This is a genomic window from Roseomonas sp. CECT 9278, from assembly GCF_918698155.1.
GTDB lineage: Bacteria > Pseudomonadota > Alphaproteobacteria > Acetobacterales > Acetobacteraceae > Neoroseomonas.
In genome coordinates, this window is the sequence record NZ_CAKKLX010000003.1 from 211,291 (window position 1) to 234,463 (window position 23,173).

Annotated in this window: 19 protein-coding genes; 15 read left to right on the forward strand and 4 right to left on the reverse strand. The window is 71.4% G+C overall.

Going from position 1 to position 23,173, the window contains the following annotated elements; all coding sequences use genetic code 11:
- The first annotated feature begins 2,011 nt into the window (after nt 1–2,011).
- The 15 genes from LQ222_RS03540 to trpA all read left to right on the forward strand — a co-directional run bounded on the left by LQ222_RS03540 (nt 2,012) and on the right by trpA (nt 15,764).
- Entirely contained in the window at nt 2,012–2,857 is an 846-nt protein-coding gene (locus LQ222_RS03540; RefSeq protein WP_230164522.1) for a hypothetical protein, read from the forward strand.
- A gap of 142 nt (nt 2,858–2,999) precedes the next feature.
- Complete coding sequence (locus LQ222_RS03545) at nt 3,000–3,299, forward strand: hypothetical protein (protein ID WP_230164524.1); 300 nt, start codon at nt 3,000–3,002, stop codon at nt 3,297–3,299.
- Between the two features lie 387 nt (nt 3,300–3,686).
- Nucleotides 3,687–3,884 carry a MerR family transcriptional regulator gene (locus LQ222_RS03550; RefSeq protein ID WP_230164526.1) on the forward strand — a complete coding sequence of 66 codons (198 nt, stop codon included), beginning with the start codon at nt 3,687–3,689 and terminating at the stop codon, nt 3,882–3,884.
- 128 nt (nt 3,885–4,012) lie between these two features.
- Complete coding sequence (locus tag LQ222_RS03555) at nt 4,013–5,950, forward strand: hypothetical protein (RefSeq protein ID WP_230164527.1); 1,938 nt, start codon at nt 4,013–4,015, stop codon at nt 5,948–5,950.
- Nucleotides 5,947–7,101, forward strand: coding sequence for a hypothetical protein (locus LQ222_RS03560; protein ID WP_230164528.1), 1,155 nt, complete (start codon nt 5,947–5,949; stop codon nt 7,099–7,101). Before LQ222_RS03555 ends, LQ222_RS03560 begins: the two co-directional genes overlap by 4 nt.
- Entirely contained in the window at nt 7,098–8,789 is a 1,692-nt protein-coding gene (locus LQ222_RS03565) for a recombinase family protein (protein ID WP_230164529.1), read from the forward strand. Before LQ222_RS03560 ends, LQ222_RS03565 begins: the two co-directional genes overlap by 4 nt.
- A 7-nt stretch (nt 8,790–8,796) precedes the next feature.
- The gene (sppA, locus tag LQ222_RS03570; RefSeq protein WP_230164530.1) at nt 8,797–9,714 is read left to right on the forward strand and encodes a signal peptide peptidase SppA; all 918 of its coding nucleotides are present in this window, start codon (nt 8,797–8,799) and stop codon (nt 9,712–9,714) included.
- Between the two features lie 65 nt (nt 9,715–9,779).
- Nucleotides 9,780–10,100, forward strand: a complete 321-nt coding sequence (ihfB, locus tag LQ222_RS03575) for an integration host factor subunit beta (protein ID WP_230164531.1) — start codon at nt 9,780–9,782, stop codon at nt 10,098–10,100.
- Entirely contained in the window at nt 10,101–10,409 is a 309-nt protein-coding gene (locus LQ222_RS03580) for a LapA family protein (protein WP_230164532.1), read from the forward strand.
- 1 nt (nt 10,410) lies between these two features.
- The gene (gene pyrF, locus LQ222_RS03585) at nt 10,411–11,124 is read left to right on the forward strand and encodes an orotidine-5'-phosphate decarboxylase (protein WP_230164533.1); all 714 of its coding nucleotides are present in this window, start codon (nt 10,411–10,413) and stop codon (nt 11,122–11,124) included.
- A 4-nt stretch (nt 11,125–11,128) separates the two neighbouring features.
- Nucleotides 11,129–11,767 carry a phosphoribosylanthranilate isomerase gene (locus LQ222_RS03590; RefSeq protein ID WP_230164535.1) on the forward strand — a complete coding sequence of 213 codons (639 nt, stop codon included), beginning with the start codon at nt 11,129–11,131 and terminating at the stop codon, nt 11,765–11,767.
- Nucleotides 11,768–12,047: 280 nt separating this feature from the next.
- Complete coding sequence (locus LQ222_RS03595; RefSeq protein WP_230164537.1) at nt 12,048–13,019, forward strand: dienelactone hydrolase family protein; 972 nt, start codon at nt 12,048–12,050, stop codon at nt 13,017–13,019.
- A 221-nt stretch (nt 13,020–13,240) separates the two neighbouring features.
- Nucleotides 13,241–14,458 (forward strand): tryptophan synthase subunit beta, encoded by a 1,218-nt coding sequence (gene trpB, locus LQ222_RS03600; protein WP_230164539.1) that lies wholly within the window; start codon nt 13,241–13,243, stop codon nt 14,456–14,458.
- Complete coding sequence (locus LQ222_RS03605) at nt 14,455–14,922, forward strand: hypothetical protein (RefSeq protein ID WP_230164540.1); 468 nt, start codon at nt 14,455–14,457, stop codon at nt 14,920–14,922. The genes trpB and LQ222_RS03605 overlap by 4 nt, the downstream gene beginning before the upstream one ends.
- Before the next feature lie 11 nt (nt 14,923–14,933).
- Nucleotides 14,934–15,764: a tryptophan synthase subunit alpha gene (gene trpA, locus LQ222_RS03610; protein ID WP_230164541.1), complete on the forward strand. Its 831-nt coding sequence runs from the start codon at nt 14,934–14,936 to the stop codon at nt 15,762–15,764.
- A gap of 192 nt (nt 15,765–15,956) precedes the next feature.
- Here the strand turns inward: trpA and LQ222_RS03615 are convergent, their stop codons facing one another.
- From LQ222_RS03615 to bcsB, 4 genes are all read right to left on the reverse strand, one after another.
- On the reverse strand, nt 15,957–16,490 hold the full coding sequence (locus tag LQ222_RS03615) for an SRPBCC family protein (RefSeq protein WP_230164542.1): 534 nt from the start codon (nt 16,488–16,490) through the stop codon (nt 15,957–15,959).
- A complete protein-coding gene (locus LQ222_RS03620) occupies nt 16,487–16,852 on the reverse strand; it encodes a helix-turn-helix transcriptional regulator (RefSeq protein ID WP_230164543.1) in 366 nt (121 codons plus the stop codon). The genes LQ222_RS03615 and LQ222_RS03620 overlap by 4 nt, the downstream gene beginning before the upstream one ends.
- Before the next feature lie 306 nt (nt 16,853–17,158).
- Nucleotides 17,159–20,863, reverse strand: coding sequence for a cellulose biosynthesis protein BcsC (locus LQ222_RS03625; RefSeq protein WP_230164544.1), 3,705 nt, complete (start codon nt 20,861–20,863; stop codon nt 17,159–17,161).
- 16 nt (nt 20,864–20,879) lie between these two features.
- Nucleotides 20,880–23,173, reverse strand: a 2,294-nt coding sequence (bcsB, locus tag LQ222_RS03630; protein ID WP_230164545.1) for a cellulose biosynthesis cyclic di-GMP-binding regulatory protein BcsB, incomplete at its 5' end; no start/stop codon positions are given.

The window sequence follows — 23,173 nt, forward strand, 5'->3', positions numbered from 1 at the left end:
GAAAATTTATCATTACATGTAAACCGTTATCTAATGATCGTACTGCGCGGCAATTTATACGATCGCGACCCTGAAAATTTTGCCGCGGGCTGCGTTGTTGCAGATATTCGACTGAACAAAAACCATCGAACAGCACATTTGAGTCATTTCGATATGAAAATAATGATGTTATCATCCTATTAATCTCATGATATTGCGCGAACAAAATTGGCCCGGCGCCAATATTTTCTGTAAAAATAGAAGGTGAGCTTAATGTTGGTATGAAATATGGTGGGCGATGCGCACTAAAGTGAACATGTATAGCATCCGAGCACCAATCCGGCGCACGCAGCCAACATTCTCTAGTGCGCCCGCTCTCTGCACCTAAGGCATCTCCTAAAATGATGAGAGCTACAACATCTTGGCGGGAAACTCCCTCCAAGGAGTTAGCCCTGGCATTTGGTCCAAGGACCGATAGAGGAATTCGCAATCTATTTCCATTAATAATATAAGTTATTCCCTGATTTTCATTTATATTACTAGCGCTTTGCAGGATATATGAATTATTGCTGGGCCCCAAATTGGGGACAGCACCTATTGCACAGGAATTTAAACCAACGCACACAAATATTAAGACGATATTCTTAATTGATGCCCAAGAGATGAACAATTTAGCTACATTAATTTTCAATATCGTTCTGTTTTCACATCTAAATACTATGTTTTTATTTCCGATTCTTGCATAGTGGTCAGCCTGTCTTGGTCTGTTTTCGTCTGCCGAATAAACAACGCGCCGCGCCATCTTAAATCCACCTTTAGCGACCTAACCAATACTTCATTTGCTCTCGCGCTTGCGTCAAAAAATCGTTATTTCAAGTCTTTGGGTGGGAGGGTCTGGCCGGGAGGGCTCCGACGCGGTGGCTCGGACTTCAATGCCGCGTAGGTGCGCCGTCTGGCGCGGCAGATCGGAGACGCCGCCCATGCTCGCTGTCTGCTGGCGTGCCATGCTCGCCGTCTGCTGGCGTGGCAGCGATCCACGACGGCGGCACGCGCTCGAAGGCTGCGTGGCTCGGCCGTGCGACCCTGTAGATTGTCAGGAACTAGGTCGTACGCTTCAGCGCTGAGGGCCCCTAGGGTCTGATCGACCGCGAGGCGCCCGGGCCCGACGCCTGCGCTGGCTGCCGGCCTTGGGCGACCCGCTGGAGCGGGTTCGCACGGTGGTGGGGTTCGAGGCGTTCCGGGCGGGACTGGAGGCGATGCTGCCGCGCCCGGACCGCAGCCGCGGCGGCCGCCCGCCCTACGGCGCGATGCTGATGTCCGGGTGCTGGTGGGCCAGGCGCTCTACACGCCGTCCAACTGCGCGATCGGCTCTCGTTCAGCCGACCGAGCACAGTCACCCGCGGGGCATCGCCAGTCGCACCCAGTTGCGCGACGCCTGGGCCGACGCCATCCGCCAGGCGGCATACACCGGAAGGGGCCGGGTTCAGTGGGATGGATGGCTGAGCGGAGGCGCGTCGAGTTTTTTTCGGATTTCCGAGCAATCAACGCGTGCGGCCGTTCAAGTCGTCGGCGATCTTCGCCGCGCTCTGTGCCCTTCCGTGGGCACACCGCCGGGCGGCGTGGTCGGTCCCAGACGGCAGCGCGCTGGACGAACGGGAACTGTGGGACAGGTGGCATACACCCAAAGGGCACCGCTGACGCTCGATGCCCAAGGCCACCCGGGGGTGCAGGCAGCCCTCGTGAAGAAGCGAGCGTGCCGCGTGTCCGTCTCTTGGTGGCATGCGGGCCTGATGCGACGGGCCGGCTCCGCCGGAACAGATCGCGAAGGCAGGCGGGACCATCCGGCGCCAGGCGCGGGACTGGTCCCGCTTTGCCTTCCGCTCCGAACCTCACCACCAGAACAAGCCTGAGCACTTACTTCTCCTTCTGGTTGAGCGGGCGAAATGTCGTTGCGATTTCGCGGCGGATTTCCGTCGGTCTGGCGCATCGGCCTCGGCGCCATCATCTCTGGGCCTATGCAGGACCATCGCCCGTGACCGTGACCCCCGCGTTCGACCTCCTCGCTGCGAGGTACTTGAAGGACCAGGACGCGGCACCGAAGCTGCGGGATCTGGCGCGCGCCGTCGCCCAATTCCGCGAGAACAACCCAACGCCCGGACAACGCAGTGCCCGAAAGGCCGACCTCGTCGCAGTTGCCAGCGCGGCTCACCGGCTCAGGACGGCTCTCCGGAAGATCGATCTGTCGACCCGCGTGGAAGCGTTAAGCGTTGGCATGTCCCAGCAGAGCGCCCCGCCCCCCATGACGATGAAGGGTGACGCACGGCGCATGGAACCGACTTTGGCAGCCGAGGGGTCGTGCCCCGACACGGGCGTCCCTGACGCATCGGAGCTGGTCGGGAATGTCGCGTCGGTAGGAGAGGGCGCCGGCTCCGATATCGTCGAAGCGGAACCAGCGGGGGAAAGCGGGGACGTCGTGAAGGACATCACGGCACACAGCCGCGCAACCATGCTCGCTGATCTTGCTCGGCTGGACGGTTTGCTCGCGACCGTTGAACGTGGCTTCGCGGCCGTGAGCCAAGGTGACGAGCTTGCCGGACGCAACGGCGCGCCCGTCCGTCATGACGCACTGCAGATGGGACTGGAGGGCCTGAAGATCCTCTGGACCCAGTACCGCAGAGACGAGGCGACGCAGAGCCTTGGCGAAGACGGGTTCGCTGCCCTCGCTCTGGCCATGTTCGGCGCCAAGGCAGTTGGATTTGACGACGGGACAGTCATGGGCGCGGTTGTCGATTTCCTGCCACGCAACAAATCCGAACGCTCGGCGGATTGGGATACAAAAATATTCGACGCCTTCTGCGAAAGAGCGCTAAAATTATAATGTAAAATTGTCCAAGATATACTATCTTCATTGAAATACTTAGTAGTGAATACAATATAATGACTGCGGCACCTTTGCGTCCGCACGGCCGCCAGCGCGCTGGATGGCCATCACGATCACATCCCAATCAGGAACATCTCTCATGAACCAGGAAAACCCTCCAGGCGCGTCCGCGTGCCTGGATTGGACCGTGCTGTCCAACGACCTCGAGGCGGTGTTCGCCGCAGCCCGGCGCATCTCGTCCCTCATGCGCCTGCAGGCGACCGAGCATGGCCGCCTGCGAGGCGTCGCGAGTCGCGAACAGCTGCGCGATGCCTGGGCCGACAGCATCCACCTCATGACTGCTGCCGAGGCCGACCTGGCCGGGGCGACGCAGCGCCTCTCCTCCCAGGCGAGCGCCATTCTCGGCGCCGTCATGGATGCGGAGGACAGCGCGACCTGACCAACCAAAGAGCCCCGCCGGAGCGATCCGGCGGGGCTTTTCGCGTTGCTGGGCCCGCTGATCCGAGCGCGTCGAAAGTCGCCGGGTTTCTCCAGCATCTTGTTGCTGCGATCGGCAAAAAACGTGGCTACTGCCCTCGATCGCCATGGGCGGTCGCCGCAACACATCCCGCACCGACGTCGTCACGACGGGCCTGCCGGTTGCTTCCAGCATCCGGCAGGATGGGATCGTCCATGCCGCGTCGGGCGACGCTGATCATGCCTGGCTGACGCTGGCAGCGGCCCTGGGCCGTGCTGCGGCGCGCGCGGATCGCGCGGCGGCGGCGCAGCAGCCTGAGCGGGCTCCTGCCTCGGAGCTGTCGCCCCGCGCCAAGCGGGCGTCCCGGTCGTGATCGAGAGCTCAGGCGACGCGCACGAGTCGGCCCTGATCCCGGCGGCCCGCGTGGCGATGATTTTCGGCATCAACCTCCGGACTCTGCACAACTGGGCGGAAGCAGGGGTCCTCGTTCCGGCCGTCCGCATCCGCGGTCGGCGCTACTACGCGCGGGCCGACGTCGAGCACCTGCTCGCGCAGGGCCGCGCGTGAGGCCTCAGCATTCGCAAGCGTTTGTGCTGCCGCCTTCGACAGGGCCGCCCTCACATTTCCTGCATGATCCTGCGACCCCCTCGAAGAACTGCCGGCTGCTGCCCGGTCCTGAAGTTGGAGCCCTTTCAATGAACATGATGATGCCCCGCAAGCCCCAGCTCGGCGCGCTCGCGCCGTTCGATGCGCTGCGCACGCTGACCGCGCTGGAGGTCGCCGGATGCAAGGCGGTCCGCGCGTGTCGGCGCAAGAACCTCCCCGGTGTCGACGCCATCCACGGCCTCCTCGACGACTGGCTCGATCTGAGCCCCGGCCGCCGTCGCGACCTGCGCACCGCGATCAGCCTGCTCGCGCGCGCGAGCGGGAAGGAGCTCGCCGCGATCGAGTTCACGCGTGCCAACGTCATTGCAATCCTCGACGCCACCACGCCGGTTGCCTGCGGCGTCAGCCCGGCGAGCTTCGGGGCCTATCGCAGCTGGATCGGCTACGTGCTGAAGCGTCTCGGGCTCATGGCCGAGCGCCACCGCGCGGCTTCGGACCTCATGACGGCCTGGGCGCCGCTGGTGGCGGTTCTGGACGGCGTGAAGGAATGGATCCGCCTGCGCGCCTTCGTCCGGTACTGCTCCGACCATGGCATCGCCCCTGGCGAAGTGACGGACACGGTCCTCGCCGCCTATCAGGCGCATCTGCTCGCCGCCGACATCCGCGGCACGGCCCGCGCGACTATCCGCCGCGTGGTCCACGCCTGGAACGCCGCGGTCGAGGCCGTCCCCGGCTGGCCGACGTCGCGGCTGACGGCCCCGGCGGCGGAGACGCGGCAGTACAGCTTCAAGTTCGACGAGTACCCGCCGGCGCTGCAGGCGGATGTCGCCACGTTCAACGAACGCCTCACGGTGCCGATCGGCGACGACCTCTACGGACCGGACGACGAGGACGAGGACGACGGGCCGCGCCTCGCGCTCCGCCCCGCGACCGTCACGACCCGCATGAAGGCGGTGCGGTTGTTGCTCGCCGCAGCGGTCCACACCGGCACGCCCATCGCGAGCATCACCTCGCTCGCCGTGCTGGTGGAGATCAAGACCGCGAAGGCCATCCTCAACTGGCACTGGATCCGCGCGGGGCGCCGCACGACGGACCATACCGGCGTGCTGAGCGACACGCTGAAGGTCATCGCCAAGCATCATGTCCGGCTCCCGCCGGAACGCATGGCGAAGCTGATCCCGGTGCTGGCGAAGGCGAAGCCCCCGAAGCGCAAGGGCATGACGGAGAAGAACACCCGCCTGTTGCGGGAGTTGGAGGACCCGACGCGCCGCGCCCAGATCCTGCATTTGCCGCGGCACATGATGAAATTGGCGGCGCGGCTGCGCGAGGGCTGGATCGATGCTGACAGCGTAGAGCACGCGCCGCGCCCCGGCGAGGCGGCGCGGATCGCCTCGCTCGCCGCGGCGATCGAGCTCGAACTGCAGTGCCCGCTGCGGCTCGAGACGCTCGATCACCTGCGCATCGGCGTGCAGCTGCAGCGCAACGGCGGGCAGCGGAACCGCATCTCCCACGTGGTGCTCACCGAGGACGACATGAAGAACCATCAGCCGCTCGAATGGACGCTGGAGGACACCTCGGCGGCGCTGCTCGACGACTACGTGCGGCTGTACCGGCCGCTGCTGCCCCATGCGGTCACGGACTGGCTGTTCTCGTCCAAGACCCGCGACGATGGGCCGCGGGGCAAGAAGGGCCTCGGGACGGCCATCACGCGCGAAATCCACAGCCTGGTCGGCGTTCGCATGACGCCGCACCAGTTCCGCGCGTTTGCCGGGGCCCTGATCCTCGAGCGCAACCCGCACGCGATCGAGGACCTGCGGCTCATCCTCGGCCACAGCACGACGGAAACGGCGATGCGCTACTATGCGCGATGGGCTCCGAAAGAGGCCGTCGCGCGGTTCAACGCGCAGGTCACCGTGGAGCGTCGCAAGACGCGCCTGGTGGCCGATGCCGCCTTCGCGCGCAGCCCGGGCCCGCTCGGCCACCGCGGGCCCGCGCGCCGGGGCCCCGGGCGCCGGAGGCAGACGTGATCCGCCCGCGTATGCTTTCCGTTGCCATCGCCGACTGGCCCCCGCTCGATCGGCAGGCGTTGCAGCGGGCCGTTGCGCCGGTCGACAGCCTGTTCGACGAGGAGGGGGGCGGGGGCGCCCACCTTTCTGATGCTGCCGTTGGCAAGCTTCAGGAGGAGTATGGGGTCTGGCTCTCCTACTTGGGACGTAGTGGCCAGCTGGAGCCTGACCTCTCGCCGGCGAAGCGCGTGACGAAGAGCCGTCTCAACGGGTGGATCTCCGATCAACGCTCGCGGGGAAACCGCGACGCAACAGTCCTCGGTCGTTTGCGCGCTCTCCATGCGATCCTGCGCCTGATGGTTCCGGATGCGGACGTCGACTTCATCCTCCGGCCGCGGGGGGTGCCCCTGCGCAAGGTCCTGCGCCCGGTGTCGCGCCCGACGACGGTGATCGACCCGCGCATCCTGCTCACTCACGTCCTGGCGCTGTTCGCGGAAGGGAAGTCCGGCAAGAGCTACGCCCAAGGCCGGACCGCGATCCGAGATGCTGCGCTGCTGGGCCTGCTGGCCGCGCACGCGCCGCGCATCGCCTCGATCGGCGTCATGGAACTGGGTACGCACATTCGCCGCGTGGGCGATGGCTATCAGCTCGACTTCGGCGAACGGGATACCAAGACCGGGCAACCGTTGAGCTACGACATCAACCCGGAGCTGGTGCCGATCCTCGATCACTACATCATGGTTACGCGGCCGGGTTTTGGTGCCGGTCGCAGCACGGCGAAGCTGTGGCTCGGCACGCGCGGCCAGCCGCTGAACAAGCGCGATCTCACCAAGATTGTGCTGCGCCGGACCAAGGCCTGGCTCGGGGTCGCGCGGGGACCGCATTGGTTTCGCAAATGCATCCGGTCCTTTGCGTCGAACGTGGCCCCCGAACTGGCCCTCGACGCCGCGGTCATGCTCGGGCACAGCCCGCAGACGTCAATCAACAACTACGCCAAGGCCACCGCTGCCGAAGCCATTCGACGGCACGGCGCCGGGATCGAACGGGAGCGGGACCGGACCTGGTCGCTCGCCGCCTCGGCCTATGGCTGGCGCGACCCCGCGCCTGCAAAGCCGCCTCGCCGTCGGCGGTCCGGTGATGGCACCATGACCGCCAAGGAGGACAATGCATGACCATGCGTGTCGTGCTCTATGCGCGCTACAGTTCCGACCTCCAGAGCGCCGCCTCGATCGAGGACCAGCTCCGCCTCTGCACGGCCCGCGCCGAGCGCGAGGGGTGGACCATCGTCAGCACCTTCGCGGACGCGGCGATCTCCGGTGCCACGCTGCTGCGCCCCGGCTACCAGGCCATGCTCGCCGCGATCCGGTCCGGCAAGGTCGACCTGATCCTGGCCGAGAGCCTCGACCGGTTCTCCCGCGACCTCGAGCACGTCGCCGCGCTGTACAAGCAGGTGACATTCTGCCGGGTCAGGATCGTCACCCTGGCCGAGGGCGAGATCTCGGAACTTCATGTCGGCGTGAAGGGCGCCATGGGCGCGCTGTACCTCAAGGATCTCGCCGCAAAGACCCGTCGCGGTCAGGAAGGGCGGGTTCGGAAGGGCTTCGCGTTCGGTCCGCCGCCCTATGGCTATCGCAAGGTGCGCCAGTTCGATGACAAGGGCGACCCCGTCCTCGGGCGGCGCGAGGTCGATCCCGTCGAGGCGGCGATCGTCTGCCGGATCTTTGGCGACTATGTCGCCGGTCGCAGCCCCCGCGAGATCGCGGCGGCGCTGAATGCGGAGGCCGTCGCCGGCCCCGCGGGTACGCCCTGGTATGACACCACCATCCGCGGCCGCCCGAAGCGCGACGATGGGCTGCTGCGCAACCCGATCTATGTCGGCCGGATGCGCTGGAACCGTAGCCAGCACCTGCTGAACCCGGAGACCGGCCGCCATGTTCGCCGCCGGCGACCCCGCGAGGAGGTGGTCGAGGTCGATGTGCCGCACCTGCGCATCATCGACGACGGGTTGTGGGATCGCGCCCAGGCCCGGCTGACGAAGGAGGCTGCTCCGACGCGCGACGGGGAGGTTCCGGCATTCTGGGAACGGCGGCGGGCCAAGCACCTGCTGACCGGCAAGGTGGTATGCGCGACCTGCGGCGGCCAGTATGCCGCGCTGGGCCGTGACTACCTCGGCTGCCAGCGCGCCCGGCGCGGCAAGGGATGCGCGAACACACGGACGGTGCGGCGCGCCAAGCTCGAGGCCTTGGTCATGGGGGCGCTCGGCAGCCGGCTGATGCGCCCCGACCGCGTCGCCGCCTTCGGCAAGGCCTACGTCGCGGAATGGAGCCGGGCGCATGCGGAGACGACCGCAAGCGCTGACACCCAGAAGCGAGCGCTTCAGGTCGTGCAGCGCCAGCGAGACAATCTGCTTCAGGCAATCGCAGACGGCCTACGGAGCCCCGGCATCCAGGAGAAGCTGGATGATGTCGAGGCGCGGCGGACGCAGCTGCTGGCGGCTCTCGAGGACCAGCCGGCTCCTGCGCCCGTGCTCCTGCCCAACATCGCCGAAGTCTACGCACGGCGGGTGGCGGTGCTGGGGGCGGCGATCCAAGGGCGCAACGAGCCGGAGGTGCTGGACGCCGCCCGTGCACTCGTCGACAAGGTGATCGTGGGGCCCGGGGACGGGCCAGGCAGTCCGCCAGAGATCGAACTGGTCGGGCACCTCATGGAGATGCTCAAGGCTGGGGGTGTTGAACTGTGCGAAAAGAACGCGGTCGTCAGCACCGTCCTCGAAGCCTTGAGCTCAGGTTCGGTAAAGGGGGATCCAGGGGGCGGCGCCCCTCCGTCTCCCCTTGCCCGCAGCCCCGCGCATCGCCATTGAACCCTGCATGTCCCTCGATGCCGACCTCCTCGCCGACCGCCGCCGCCTGCGCCGGCGCCTCACGCTCTGGCGCGCGCTCGCGATCTTCGCGCTGTTCGGCGCGCTGGCGCTGGTGGCGGGGCTGCGCGAGTCCTCCGGCGTGCTGGCGGGCGGCGCCCATGTGCTGCGCCTGCCGATCAGCGGTGTCATCAGCGAGGACCGCCGCCTGCTCCAGGCGCTGGAGCGTGCCGCCACGGACAACAGCGTGCGCGCCGTGCTGGTGGCGATCGACAGCCCCGGCGGCACCGTCGCGGGCGGTGAGGCCCTGCACGGCGCCCTGGCGCGCATCGCCGAACGCAAGCCGGTGGTGGCCGTGATGGGCGCGACCGCGGCCTCGGCCGGCTACATGGTGGCGCTGCCGGCGCATCGGGTGATTGCCCGCGAATCGACGCTGACCGGGTCGATCGGCGTGCTGCTGCAATCCTTCAACGTGGCGGAACTACTGGCCCGCGTCGGGGTGCAGGCGCAGGTCATCGCCTCCGGCCCGCTCAAGGACCAGCCGAGCCTGTTCCGCCCGCTGACCGAGGAAGGCCGCGCCGCGCTCGACCGCGTCATCACCGACCTGCACGCGCAATTCGTCGCCATGGTCGCCACCGGCCGGCGGATGGACCCCGCCCGCGCCCGGGCGCTGGCCGATGGCCGCGTCTTCACCGGCCGCCAGGCGGTCGAGGCCGGCCTGGTGGACGCGATCGGCGGCGAACGCGAGGCCCGCGCCTGGCTGGCCGCCGAGCGCCACGTGCCCGAGACGCTGCCGGTGCGCGAGGTCGATGTCCGTGGCACGGCCGAGCGGCTGCTGTCGACCGCGACCGAAGGCTTCATGAAAATCCTTTTGTCGGAATGGCTTGGCGTTGACGCCCCCCGCGCCCTTTGGCAGCCTTCGCGCTGAACTTCACGACAAGCGATCTCGATGCGCGCTGCGGCCCCCGCCGTCACGCCGAGGGAAGGCCAGGAATGACGAAGTCCGAGCTGATCGCGCACCTTGCCGGCGCCAACCCGCATCTGCGCCAGCCGGATGTGGAGCTGATCGTCACCACCATCTTCGACGAGATCACCGAGGCGCTGGCCCGCGGCGACCGTGTGGAGCTGCGCGGCTTCGGCGCGTTCTCGACCAAGGCGCGCGACCCGCGCACCGGCCGCAATCCCCGCACGGGGGAGGCGGTGGAGGTCTCGGCCAAGTCGGTGCCGTATTTCAAGCCGGGCAAGGAATTGCGCGAACGCATCAACAAGCCCGCCACCGCGCCGGCGCGCGCCGCGGCGCGCGTGCCGGCCTGAATGCGCTGGGTGGTCTTCCTGCCGCTGGCGGTGCTGGTCGTGCTGTTCGCGCTGTCCAACCGCGACACGGTGGAGATGCGGCTGTGGCCGCTCGATGTCGCCTGGGCGGCGCCGCTGGCGGTGGCGGTGCTGATCCCGGCCGCGCTGGCCTTCCTGGTGGGGGCCGGGATCGTGTGGCTGTCGGACCTGCCGGCGCGCCGGCGCGGCTGGTCGGCGCAACGCCGCGCGGCGGCGCTGCAGCGCGAGATCGACCGGCTGCACGCGCTGGAGAAGGCCGCCGCATCCGATCGGCTGGCAGGATCGGCCTGACATGATCGGCAGACCGGACAGCGGCGCGGCGCGCATCATCCCGGCGCTGGACACCGGCGACCTGGCGCGGGCCGAGGCGCTGGCGGCGTCGCTGGCCGGGCGCTGCGGCGTGCTGAAGGTGGGGCTGGAACTGTTCTGCGCGGCGGGGGCGCCGGCGGTCGCGGCGATCGCGCGCCACGCGCCGGTGTTCCTGGACGTGAAGCTGCACGACATCCCGAACACCGTGGCGGGCGCCTTGCGCTCCCTGCTGCCGCTGCAGCCGGCCATGGTCACGCTGCATGCCGGCGGCGGGCCGGCGATGATCGCCGCCGCGCGGCGCGAGGCCGAGACCGCCGGCGCCGCCCGCCCGCTGCTGCTGGCCGTGACCGTGCTGACCAGCATGGATGCCGCCGCGCTGGCCGCGACGGGGGTGGCGGATGCGCCCGCGCAGCAGGTGCTGCGCCTGGCCCGCATGGCGATCGCCGCCGGCGCCGATGGCCTGGTGTGCAGCCCGCACGAGGCCGCGCTGCTGCGTGCCGAACTCGGCCCCGGCCCCGCGCTGGTGGTGCCCGGCGTGCGCCCCACGGGCAGCGCCGCCGGGGACCAGGCGCGCGTCGCCACCCCGGCTGAGGCGGTGGCCGCCGGCGCCGACTGGATCGTGGTGGGCCGGCCGATCACCGGTGCGGCCGACCCGGCCGCCGCGGCCGCCGCCATCGCCGCCGAACTGGCCGGCTGAGTCCATGGCGGTGCAGGTAAAGATCTGCGGCATCCGCGATGCCGAAGCGCTGGACGCGGTCGTCGCGGCCGGGGCGGATTTCGTCGGCTACAATTTCTACCCGCCCTCGCCGCGCTTCATCGCGCCGGTGGATGCGGGCGCGCTGGCGGCGCGCCATGCCGGCGGCCCGCAGCGCGTCGGCCTGTTCGTCGATGCTGCGGACGATGCCATCGCCGCGGTGCTGGCGGCGGTGCCGCTGGAGATCCTGCAGTTGCAAGGCAGCGAGACGCCCGAACGCGCCGCCGCCATCCGCGCGCGCTTCGGCCTGCCGGTGATGAAGGCGCTCGGCATCGCCGCCGAGGCGGATTTCGCCGCGGTCGCGGCCTTCGCCCCGGTGGTCGACCGCTTCCTGTTCGACGCCAAGCCGCCGCCCGGCGCGACCCTGCCGGGCGGCAATGCCCAGCCCTTCGAATGGCGGCTGCTGGCCGGGCGGGCCATTCCGAAGCCCTGGCTGCTCGCCGGCGGGCTGACCGCGGGCAATGTGGCGGAGGCGATCCGCACCGCCGGCGCCCCGGGCGTGGATGTGGCCTCGGGCGTGGAGCGCACGCGCGGCGTGAAGGATCCCGCGCTGATCCGCGCCTTCGTCGCCGCCGCGCGGGGCTGACGCGGCGGCGACCGGCGCGCCGGGCGGGACGCTTGCCCGCGTGCCTGGCGCGAGACCCGCCCGCGCGCCTGGCGCGACCCGGCCCACACGCGCTGCGCGACCCGTGCCCGCGCGCGGTGCGGGACCCGTGCCCACACGCGGTGCGCGCCTCCAGCCCGCGCGCTGTGCGCGCCTCCAGCCCGCGCGCTGTGCGCGACCCCCTTCCGCGTTCCGTGCGACGCCGATCATTGCGCCCGGCGCGCGCGCGTCGGAACATGCCGCACCCGACGGAGGAAACCCGATGCGCCGCCTGCTGCCGCTGCTGCTCGTGCTGATCGCCGCCGCCTGTTCGTCCGGCCCGCGCCCCGACCCGCTGGTCTATACCGGCGCCGGCGGGCAACCGATGGGCGCCGACCTCTGGCTCCCGGAGGGCACCGGGCGCGTGCCGCTGGTCATCCTGTCGCATGACATCCGCGGCAAGCGCGACCCGCATCTGACCGACTACGTGAACGCGCTGAAGGGGATGGGCGCGGCGGTGGTGGTGCTGGACCACTACACCTCGCGCAGCATCGACCCGACGCGCCCGCCGGCGGACCGCGCCTTCTTCACCACCATCGACTTCGCGCTGGATGCCTATGGCGCCATGGACGCCGCCGTGCAGCACCCGCGCATCGACCGCCGGCGCATCGGCCTGGTCGGCTTCGGGGAGGGCGGCGGCGGGGGCGCGCTGCTGGCCGCGCATACGCTGGTGGGGCAGGGCCGCCCGGCGGATGCGGCGCGCTTCCTGGCCTTCGCGGCGGTGGCGCCGGATTGCTCCTATCGCCTGGGCAACCGCGACACGGGGCGGCGGCCGATCCTGGTGCTGGTGGGCAGCCGCGACAACGTGACCGGCAAGCCGGCCTGCGATGACCTGGGGTCGTTCCTGCGCGCCTCGGGCGGCAACATCACCATCAACACCTACAACAACGCCCGGCATGGCTTCGATGACCCGGCCGGGCCGGTGCGCGCCAACCCGCAGGGCGAGAACATCACCCGCTGCGTCTGGCAGCAGGGGCCGGACGGGCTGTGGCGCGAACGCGCCTCGGGCATCAGCGGCGCCTCGCTGTTCCGCATCGGGGCCAACCCGTCGACGCTGGATGCCTATGCGCGGTCGCGCGCGGCCTGTCGGACGCTGGGCACCGAATTGCAGGGCGACGCCGCCTTCCGCGGGCGCGCGGTGGGCGAGGTCTCGGGCTTCATGAAGACCAATGTGATCGACGTGCGGGTGCGTTGAGCGCCTGGCGTCGCGGCCGGCGGCACGCCGCCGGCCGACGGGGCCGGGGATGAAGGCGGCGTAGCAGCGCCGGCGGCGCGCGGTGTCCGCGCCGTCGATGCCGCCGGGGGCGCGGTCCTTTGGAACGGCGGCCAGCCGACCGGGGTTGCGCCGCGCCCCTGGCCGCTGCCGCGACCTTCCGCTACACGAGCCCTTTCCCCGGGACGGCCGAGACAACGCCCTTGAACAAGCCCCTGCCCAATTCCTTCCGCCAGGGCCCCGATGCCCGCGGCCGCTTCGGCCAGTTCGGCGGCCGCTTCGTGGCGGAAACGCTGATGCCGCTGATCCTCGAGGTCGAGCGCGCCTACAACGACGCCAAGAACGACCCGGCCTTCATGGCGGAATGGCGCCGGCTGCTGACGCACTACGTCGGCCGGCCCTCGCCGCTGTGGTATGCGGAACGCCTCACGAAGCACCTTGGCGGCGCCAAGGTCTACTTCAAGCGCGACGAGCTGAACCACACCGGCGCGCACAAGATCAACGCCGTGCTGGGCCAGATCCTGCTGGCCAAGCGCATGGGCAAGACCCGCATCATCGCCGAGACCGGCGCCGGCCAGCATGGCGTCGCCACCGCGACGGCCTGCGCGCTGATGGACCTGCCCTGCACGGTCTTCATGGGCGCCACCGATGTCGAGCGCCAGCAGCCCAACGTCTTCCGCATGAAGCTGCTGGGTGCGGAGGTGATCCCGGTGACCTCCGGCGCCGCCACGCTGAAGGATGCGATGAACGAGGGCCTGCGCGACTGGGTCGCGAATGTCCACGACACCTACTACTGCATCGGCACGGTGGCCGGCCCGCATCCCTACCCGGTGATGGTGCGCGACTTCCAGTCGGTGATCGGCGAGGAAACCCGCGAGCAGATGATGGCCGCCGAAGGCCGCCTGCCGGATATCCTGGTTGCGGCGATCGGCGGCGGGTCGAACGCCATGGGGCTGTTCTATCCGTTCCTCGATGATGCATCGGTGGCGATGCGCGGGGTCGAGGCCGCCGGCCATGGCGTCGACACCGACCAGCATGCGGCGTCGCTCACCAAGGGCCGGCCGGGCGTGCTGCACGGCAACCGCACCTACCTGCTGCAGGATGAATTCGGGCAGATCCTGGAGGCGCATTCCATCAGCGCCGGCCTGGATTATCCCGGCATCGGGCCGGAGCATTCCTGGCTGCACGAACTCGGCCGCGTGCAGTACGTCAGCGCGACGGACACCGAGGCGCTAGACGCCTTCCAGCTGTGCTCGCGGCTGGAGGGCATCATCCCCGCGCTGGAGCCCGCCCATGCGCTGGCGCATGTGATCCAGCTGGCACCGACTCTGCCGCCCGAGACGCTGATCGTGATGAACATGTGCGGCCGCGGCGACAAGGACATCTTCACCGTGGCGAAGCATCTGGGCGTCGAGATGTGATCGCCGCGCCGAACCCTGCGACCGGCGAAGTGCCTGGGCGTGCCGACCTGCCGCCGCCCCGGAACCCGGCGGCCCGCGCGCTTGCGTGGGCCGGGAGCGCACGGCGCGACCGCGCCCAAACCATCATCGCTGCCGGGCGCGCGCTTGCATGGCGCGAAGGCAAGGCCGGCCGTTCGTCCGACCTGCCGCCGCCCCGGAACCCGGCGGCCCGCGCGCTTGCGTGGGCCGGGAGCGCACGGCGCGACCGCGCCCAAACCATCATCGCCGCCGGGCGCGCGCTTGCATGGCGCGAAGGCAAGGCCGGCCGTTCGTCCGACCTGCCGCCGCCCCGGAACCCGGCGGCCCGCGCGCTTGCGTGGGCCGGGAGCGCACGGGCCGACCGCGCCCAAACCATCATCGCTGCCGGGCGCGCGCTTGCATGGCGCGAAGGCAAGGCCGGCGCATGCCGGCCGCCCGCCGTCTGAGGGTCAAACAAATGTCTCGCATCGCCGCGCGCTTCGCCGCGCTGAAGGAACAGGGGCGCGGCGCGCTCATTCCCTTCCTCGAAGCCTATGACCCCGACCCCGCCACCTCGATGGCGCTGCTGCGCGGCTTTCCCGGCGCGGGGGCCGACCTGATCGAGATCGGCGTGCCCTTCACCGACCCGATGGCCGATGGCCCGACCGTGCAGCGCGCCGGCCAGCGCGGCCTGAAGGCCGGCGCCACGCTGGCCGGCACGCTCGCCATGGTGCGCGACTTCCGGCGCGAGGACGACGCCACGCCCGTCATCCTGATGGGCTACTACAACCCCGTGCTGTCCTATGGCGTGGAACGGTTCTGCACCGACGCCGCGGCCTCGGGCGTGGATGGGCTGATCGTGGTGGACGTGCCGCCCGAGGAAGCCGACGAGATCGAACCCGCGGCCAAGGCGAATGGCCTGGACCTGATCCGCCTGATCGCGCCGACCACGGGTGACGACCGGCTGCCGCGCGTGCTCGCGGCGACCACGGGCTTCATCTACTACGTCGCGATCACCGGCATCACCGGCACGCGCAGCGCCACCAGCGAGGCGCTGGCCGCCGCCATCCCGCGCATCCGGGCGCATACCACGCTGCCGATCGCGATCGGCTTCGGCGTGCGCACGCCGGAGCAGGCGGCCGAGGCGTCGCGCATCGCCGATGGCGCGGTGGTGGCCTCCGCCCTGATCGAGACGCTGGCCGCGAACCTGGACGAACAGGGCCGTGCCAAGCCGGAGGCGGTGCGCAAGGTGCTCGACCAGGTGCGCGCGCTGGCCGAGGCGGTGCGCGCGGTGCGTAAAGCGGCGTAGTTCTTGGCCCTCAGGCGGCGGGCGCCGGCCATCCGGCCGGCTTGCCTGCGCGCCAGGGGCTGGCGCACCGGCGGCCGCGGGCGGGTTGGGCGCGGTCGCGCCGTGCGCGCCCGGATCGCGCGTCACGCGATCCGCATCAGCTCCGTTTCGCCGGCGCCTGGCCGGACCGGGGCTCGGGCATCCGCCGCCGGATCACGCCTGCTGGCGCTGCGCGTAGTCCTGCTTGATCCGCACGAAGGCGTCCCAGAAGGGCGCCGGTTCCACGCCCGACACGCGCGCCACCAGCAGGTCCAGGTGCGCATGCCAGCCGGCACTCACGCTCAGCCGCATCGCCGGATCGACCACGCGATGATGCGTCACGGTCAGCAGCACGCGGCCGCCCGCCGGCGCCAGGTCGAAGGTCACGCCGCCGGTGCTGCCCCAGGTGATGGCCAGCCGATGCGGCGGATCGCATGCGGTAACGCGCACCTCCAGGCGGTGTTCGATATCGGCGGCGGGCGGGCGTTCGCCGGGCGGGTCGGTCAGTTCGTCATTGCGCCACACCAGCTCGGTGGTGGCACCGACCTGCATCGCCATCTCGCCGGCGGCCAGCCATTGGCGGCGCAGGTCGCTGCGCGTCAGGTAGTCCAACACGCGCTCGATCGGGCCAGGCAGGTGGCGCTGGATCATCAGCGTGGTGGGTTCGACCAGCACGCCATGGCTGTCGATCTCGGCAACGTCGTTCATCGGTCGTCTCCTGCGGGGGTGGGGGGTTTGGCGGCGTCCTCCGCACGGAGGAGCCGTTCGAGCACGTCCAGCCGGTCGGTCCAGAACTTCTCGTAGAAGGCCAGCCAGCCATGCGCGCCGGCGAGCGGCCCGGGGTCGAGCCGGCACAGATGCGTCCGCCCGCGCACCTCGCGGCGGATCAGCCCGGCCGTCTCCAGCGCCTTGATGTGCTTGGACGCGGCGGCGAGCGACATGGCGAAGGGTTCGGCGAGCTGCCCGACGCTGCGCTCGCCGCCCGCCAGGTCGCGCAGCATCTGCCGGCGGGTGGCATCGCCGAGGGCGTGGAAGACGGCGTCGAGCCGGGCGGCGTTTAATTCAACCATGTCGTTGAATATGCCGCCTGGGTCGAATTAGTCAACCATATTGTTGAATGAAGGGGCGGCGCCGCGGCAGCGCCGGTCGTGCAGGGTCAGTGCATGTCCCCGGGCCAGACCGCCCGTCGGCGCCGCCGAGCCGGGCGCGCAGGCGCGCCCCGCAACAGGTCCCGGATGGCTCCAGCCGACCGCGACCTGCCCCAGCGGCATCGATGCGCGCCAAGGCGTGCGGAAAGGTCCCTGGCGGCACCCACGGCCGCGGCGCGCGGTGCGAATGGCCGCCGCGACGCAGCGATGCGCCGCCGCCGGGCGCTGCTACTCCGGCAGCGCGTAGCGCACGTAGACCGTCCCGCGCGCCTCGTTCCAATCGGCCGAGCGGTCGTAGCGCAGGGTCGCGCCCATCACCAGGTCGCTGCTCAGCCGGTATTCCACGTCGCCGCGCAGGCTGCCGATCACGCCGGCCTCGCTCTTGCTGGGGTAGAAGGCGAAGATCTGTGGGTTGGAGCCGACGCGCGACGCCAATTGCCCCTGCAGGCTGGGGTTCGTCGGGAAGACCGGGGTCGAATCCTCCGACCACACCGCGTAGCCGAGCGACGCGCCCAGCCGCCAGCGCCAATCCCCCGACCGCGCCCGCCATTCCACCGGGATGTTCACCGCCGTGTAGTCCTGCGGGCTGAAATACCCGCCATGGCCCAGCGTGAAGTGGCGCAGGTTCTGGTCATAGGCGAAGTAGACCAGGTCGAGCCCGACCGTGACCGTCTCGTCTGGCCGGCGCACCATCGCGAAGGACCCGCCGGCGCCGAGTTCGACACGGGAATTGTCGGCCACGCCCTGGCCGTCGAACACGGCATAGCCGCCGCCGGCGTAGAAATTCGCCGGGCCGGTCGAATATTCCAGCTGCGCGCGACCGCCGGTGCGCACCACGCCGCCCCAGGTCTCGCCGGTGATGGAATCGCGTTGGCCCGACCAGGACAGCAGGCTGTCGGTCACCGCGCGGCGTTCGCCGGTCGCGCGGATGCGGAAGCCGCCGCCGAGCTCGGGCGCCACTTCCAGCCCGCCGACCACGGTGGGGAAGCGGAAGCCGATCGGCGAGCTGCCGACATCGCCGCGGAACCAGCCGCGCTGATAGGCCAGGCCGAGCCCCACGCCGGATGCGCCATCGTCGCGCGGCGCCCGCATGCCGCCGGGGAAGGCGATCGGGTTGGCGCCGAAGGATTGCAGCGACACCAGGTCGAGCGGCAGCGACCCCGCATTGATCGACACCGGCGTGACGCTGGCGGTCAGGCGCCCGCCGATGCCGCGCGGCGAGAACGACCCTTCGACCGGCAGCGCCAGTTCCTCGAGCCGGTCGAGCCCCTGCGTGCCCGACCGCCCGCGCACGCTGGGCAGCACGGCGAAGGTGGTCGCCGCGCCCTCGCGTGCCAGTTCCACTTCGCGGCCGATCTCGGCCAGCAGCGGGTCGCGCGGCGCCGGCGCGCCGGGCACGCCGGACCCGCTGCCGCGGAAGGGGTTGGGCCCGGCCGTGGCGAAGCCCATCGGCACCACGGAGCCGACCTGCGCCTCGCGCTGCTGCTGCGCCTGGCGGGCGGCGACCAGCGCGCCGCGATTGTCGCCGCGCGCGCGCGCCAGCCGCGCCTGCATCAGGGACACGCGCGCCTCGTTCGGCGCCAGCACGCGGGCTTCGTCCAGCAGGTCCTCGGCGCGGCGGAAGTCGCGCCCGGCGATTGCGGCATCGACCGCCGCCGCACGCGCATCGAGGTTGCGCGGGTCCCGCGCCAGCACGGATTCCGCGATGGCCTGCGCCTGGCCGGCCTGCCGCGCGCCGGCATGCAGCCGCGCCAGCGCCAGGTTCGCCGCCGGGTCGTTCGGGTTGCGCGCCAATACCGGGCGCAGCCGATCATAGCCCGCCGCCTGGTCGCCGGCCTCATTGGCACGGTCCGACGCGCGCACCGCCGCGCCGGCCATCAGCGCATCGGCCTGGCGGCGAGCCTCGGCCGTCAGGGATGGGTCGCCCTCCAGCCCGCGGGCCAGGGCGGCGGCGGATTGTTCGTTGCCCGCTTCCAGCAGCGCGCCGGCGATGGCGAGCCGCGCCGCGGGGGTCGGGGCCCGGTTGACCGCCAGCGCCACCCGCGCCGCTTCCTCGGCGCCGCGCGGGTCGTTGATGCGGCCGAAGGCGCGCACCACGGCGGCCGCGGTCGCGCCGGTCGGGTCCTGGCGGGCGGCCAGGGCCAGCAGCCGCTGCCGGCCTTCGAAGCCGCCGGCGGCGGCACCGGCCGCGGCCTGTTCCACTTCCGCCGCCACCCGCGTGCGCGCGGCCAGGCGAGCCATGTCGGGCGAACGCCGCCCCGGCGGGATGCGCCCCAGCAGCGCGGCGGCATCGGTGATGCGCCCCTGCTCCTCGGCGAACAACGCGGCGGCGAAGATGGCGTCGGGGCTGGCACGGCCATCGGAGAGCGGCGCCTCGATGATGGCGCGCGCCTCGATGCCCTGGCCCTGGCGCGCCAGGGCCCGCGCCAGGTCCAGGCGCACCCAGGGATCGTTCGGCGCCTCGGCCAGGGCGCCCTGCAACAGCGCGGCGGAGGCGGTGGGGTCGGCGGCGCGGGCGGCCTCGGCGCGCAGGCGCCCGGCATTGCCGCCGGTGCCGCCGCCACCGCCGCCGGCGGGCTGGGCCACGCGGAGGCGGCGGGCGATCTCGTCGGCCTCGGCGGTGCGGTTCTGCCGGCGCAACGCCTGCTCCAGCCCCTGTTCGGCCGGCTGGAAGCCCGGGCGGCGGGCCAGCGCGGCGCGGAAGCGTTCCTCGGCGCCGGCAGTGTCGTTGCGGCGCAGCGCGATCTCGCCGAGCAAGGTCTCGGCATCCGTGCGGTCGGCGGCATCGCGCGTCACGGCGCGGCGCAGCACGGTGTCGGCCGCCTCGACCTCGTTGCGGCGCAGCAGGGCGCGGCCCTCGGCGAGTTCCAGGCTGTAGCTCGCGCCATCCAGCGCCTGGCGCCAGTTCTGCGCGCGCGACGGGTCGGCGGCGATGGCGCGGTTCAGCAGGTCGCGCGCCTCGGCGGCGCGGCCTTCGCGCAGCCGCACCACGCCCAGGCCCCCCAGCGCATCGGCATCATTCGGATTGGCGGCGATGGCGGCTTCGAAGGACCGCGCGGCGACGGCCAGGCGGTTCGCCTGCAATTGGTCGAACCCTTCCTGGCGCGGGCCGGCGGCGGCCTCGGCGGCGCGGCGCGTCGGGTCGCGCACCTCGGCCAGGCGGGCGCGGATCGCGGCATCGTCCGGGCGCACCGCGAGGAAGGCTTCGAGGGGCGCTTCGGCCGAGGCCCCGGTGCCCAGCCACAGCAGCGCCTGCCGCCAGGCCTGCACCGCCTGCGGCCCGGTCGCGGGGTCGCGCGCCAATTGCGCCAGCTGCGCGATGCCCTCGTTGCGGGTGGCTTCGCGCCAGGTCAGCACCTGCGCGGCCGCCACGCGCGCGCGCGCATCCTGCGGCCGGCGCGCCGCGAGCGCGGCCAATTCGCGCCGCCCCTGTTCCCACCCGCCGGAAGTGCCGGCCAGGGTCAGCCAGTATTCGGTCGCATAGGCATCGGGCGGCGCCGCGCCGCCGAAGGCGTCGCGGTAGCGGGTGAGGGCCTCGGGCACGCGGCCTTCGCGCGACAGGCGGCGGGCGTCCTCGATGGCGGAGCGTTCCACCTGGCTGCCGCGCAGTGCCTCCTGCGCGGCGGCGACGGCCGGCGCGCCGGGCGCCACCACGCGCAGCCGCGCGAGCAGCGCCTCGGCCGCCGGGCGGTTGCCGAGCGCGGCCTGCGCCTCCGCCGCGCCGGCCAGCGCATCGGGGCTGGACGGGTCGGCCAGCAGGGCGCGTTCGAAGGACCGCAGCGCGAGGTCCGGGCGCTGCTGCGCCTGCCAGTGCCGGCCCTGCTGCACCAGCGCGGCCAGCGCGCCATTGCCCTGGGCCAGCGCCGGCAGCGGCGCCGCCAGCGCGGCGCCGATCAGCGCGGCGCCGATGCGTGTGATGCCCTGTCGGCTCATCGCGCGCTTCCCCCCATCACGCGTGTCCCCGCATGCGTCGCGCCGCGCGCCGGCGCAGCGCCGCGCGCAGCGGCAGCGCGATAAGCAGCGCCCCGCCGACCATCAGCGCCAGCACCATCCAGGGCCGCCCGCCCAGGTAGTGGTTCGGCCACAGCCAGATCGGCAGCGAACCCACCTGGTAGGACGGCGCGATGCGGAAGGCCTCCAGCGTATCGCCCGACAGCAGCACCAGGTCGCCCTGCACGCGCGGGATGCGGGCGGGGTCGCGCAGCGCCTCGGCGATCGCCTCGACGCCGGCGGGGGTCGGCGCGGCCAGCGCCACCACCGAACGCCCCGCGGCCAGCGGCGATTGCGCGCCGGCGACGAAGCCCAGCCCCTCGGCCGGCGCGGACAGGAAGCTCGCGGCGCGGGCGCGGTCGGCGCTCGGCGGGCCGTCGGCGATCAGGCGCGCGAAGCCGTCCAGGCGGTCGGGCAGCGAGATCGACAGCCGGCCGCCATCCTCGATGCGCAGCGGCATGTCGCGCAGCAGCTGCGGCAGCGCCGACTGGCCGGAGAGCGTGCCGATCACGATCAGGTCGCGATTGGCCACCTGCGCCAGCTGCGCCGGGCGCACCACCGCGAGCCCGGTGGCCGGCACGCCGACGATCGACGACAGGCCGCCGACCAGGCCGAGGAAGGCGCTGACCTCGACCGGGCTGGGCTGGTCGGGCATCACCACCGCGGTCTCGGACAGGTCGGCCAGGCGGGTGAAGGGGAAGCCCGCGCTCGCCATGAAGGCCAGGTTGGGCAGCACGGCGAAGCGATGCGCGCGGCTGATGTCGATGGTGCTGACCGGGTCGATCGAGGCCTGCACCTCGGCCGGGATCGCCACGCAGTCGCCGCGGTGCATCGGGCGCATGTCGAAGCGCAGCTGCAGGTCGTTGCGGCCGGACACCAGCCAGGGCGGGATCGGCACCGTCGCCTCGCGCGGGCCGGGCTCGGCGCCGGCCTGGCGCAGCACCCAGGACAGCGGCCAGCTTTCCTGTTCGCGCAGCGGCAGCGCCCGCAGGAAGACGCCGCTGACCGACACATCCAGCCGAGAGGTGCCGACATCGAGGATCGGCCCCGGCGGCGCGCGCAGGCTGAGCGCCAGCGGGAAGCCGTGGCGCCGCCAGGTGACCAGGTCGGGCGCGGTGCGCAGCGGCACCACGATCGGCCCGGGCGCGAAGCCCTGCACCTGCAGCTCGCCGCGATCCACCAGTTCGCCGAGCGCCACCGGGCGGTCGGGCGGCAGCCAGCGCGGTGCCTCGTACGGGCGGCGGCGCGGCGCGCGCGGCGTGCTGACCTGCGCGACCTGGCCGGACAGCAGCTGCGGCGCCAAGGCAAGCCCCATCGCGGCGGTCGCCGCCTCCGACGCGTCGCGGCCGGCGATCAGCAGCAGCGTGCCGGTGGCATCGTTGGGGTTTTCGACCAGGGCGATGGTCGGGCCCGACAGCGCCGGCAGCGTGACGCCGGGCGGGACCGATTGCGGTGTCGCCAGCACCACGGCGTCGCCGGTCATCGGCGCGCCCGCGGCGACCGGGAAGCGCGCGCCGCGGTATTCCGCCTGCACCGCGAACCACGAAGCGGCGATGGCGGCGGCGCGCAGCAATTCGGTCGAGGCGCCCGGCGGCACCGCGAAGGGCAGCACCAGCGTGTCGCGCAATTCGCGCGGGTCGAAGAAGGGTTCGGGCAGCCGTGCGAGGTCGCGCGGCAGCGCCAGGCGTTCCAGCGTGAGATGCAGCGCCGAGCCGTCCGACACCGTCATCCACAGCAGGTCCGACAGCGGGTCCTGGCAGGCCGCCGGGTAGCGCCCGGCGAAGGCGAAGTTCAGCCGGTTGATCTCGGTGAAGAAATCCGCGCTGAGCGGCATCTCGATCGGGCCGAAGGCCGGGCGCGCCGGGTCCGGCCGCACCGCGCCGACCAGCTGGTCGTTCAGCGTGACCGTGAGCTGGCTGGCCTCGGGCACCAGCGCGGGGGAGGCCGCGCCCGAGATCACCAGCCGTGCGTCGGTCACCACCTCATCCGCGCGGATGCCGAACTGCACGCCCTGCAGGGGCGAGACGCCGCGCAGCTGCATCGGCCCGGTCTGGCCGAGCTGGCGCAGCGATCGTACGACGCGGCGCGTGGTGGGCGCCGCGGCCGGCGGCAGGGCGGGCTGCGGGTCGGGCAACACGACCGGCGCGGGCAGCGGGTCGTTCGCCACGACGGGCGGCGCCGGGTCGGCCGGTGTGCTCGGCGGCTGTTGCGCCGCCGCGGCGGGCGGCGGGCGCGGCGCGGCCGGGCGTTGCG

Excerpts from the sequence above, each read along its gene's own strand:
- LQ222_RS03615 (WP_230164542.1), bottom strand. The coding sequence starts at position 16,490 with ATGAACGACGTTGCCGAGATCGACAGCCATGGCGTGCTGGTCGAACCC.
- LQ222_RS03595 (WP_230164537.1), top strand. The coding sequence starts at position 12,048 with ATGCGCCGCCTGCTGCCGCTGCTGCTCGTGCTGATCGCCGCCGCCTGT.
- LQ222_RS03545 (WP_230164524.1), top strand. The coding sequence starts at position 3,000 with ATGAACCAGGAAAACCCTCCAGGCGCGTCCGCGTGCCTGGATTGGACC.
- trpA (WP_230164541.1), top strand. The coding sequence starts at position 14,934 with ATGTCTCGCATCGCCGCGCGCTTCGCCGCGCTGAAGGAACAGGGGCGC.
- ihfB (WP_230164531.1), top strand. The coding sequence starts at position 9,780 with ATGACGAAGTCCGAGCTGATCGCGCACCTTGCCGGCGCCAACCCGCAT.
- LQ222_RS03625 (WP_230164544.1), bottom strand. The coding sequence starts at position 20,863 with ATGAGCCGACAGGGCATCACACGCATCGGCGCCGCGCTGATCGGCGCC.
- LQ222_RS03620 (WP_230164543.1), bottom strand. The coding sequence starts at position 16,852 with ATGGTTGAATTAAACGCCGCCCGGCTCGACGCCGTCTTCCACGCCCTC.
- LQ222_RS03555 (WP_230164527.1), top strand. The coding sequence starts at position 4,013 with ATGAACATGATGATGCCCCGCAAGCCCCAGCTCGGCGCGCTCGCGCCG.
- LQ222_RS03565 (WP_230164529.1), top strand. The coding sequence starts at position 7,098 with ATGACCATGCGTGTCGTGCTCTATGCGCGCTACAGTTCCGACCTCCAG.
- pyrF (WP_230164533.1), top strand. The coding sequence starts at position 10,411 with ATGATCGGCAGACCGGACAGCGGCGCGGCGCGCATCATCCCGGCGCTG.
- LQ222_RS03590 (WP_230164535.1), top strand. The coding sequence starts at position 11,129 with ATGGCGGTGCAGGTAAAGATCTGCGGCATCCGCGATGCCGAAGCGCTG.
- sppA (WP_230164530.1), top strand. The coding sequence starts at position 8,797 with ATGTCCCTCGATGCCGACCTCCTCGCCGACCGCCGCCGCCTGCGCCGG.
- LQ222_RS03580 (WP_230164532.1), top strand. The coding sequence starts at position 10,101 with ATGCGCTGGGTGGTCTTCCTGCCGCTGGCGGTGCTGGTCGTGCTGTTC.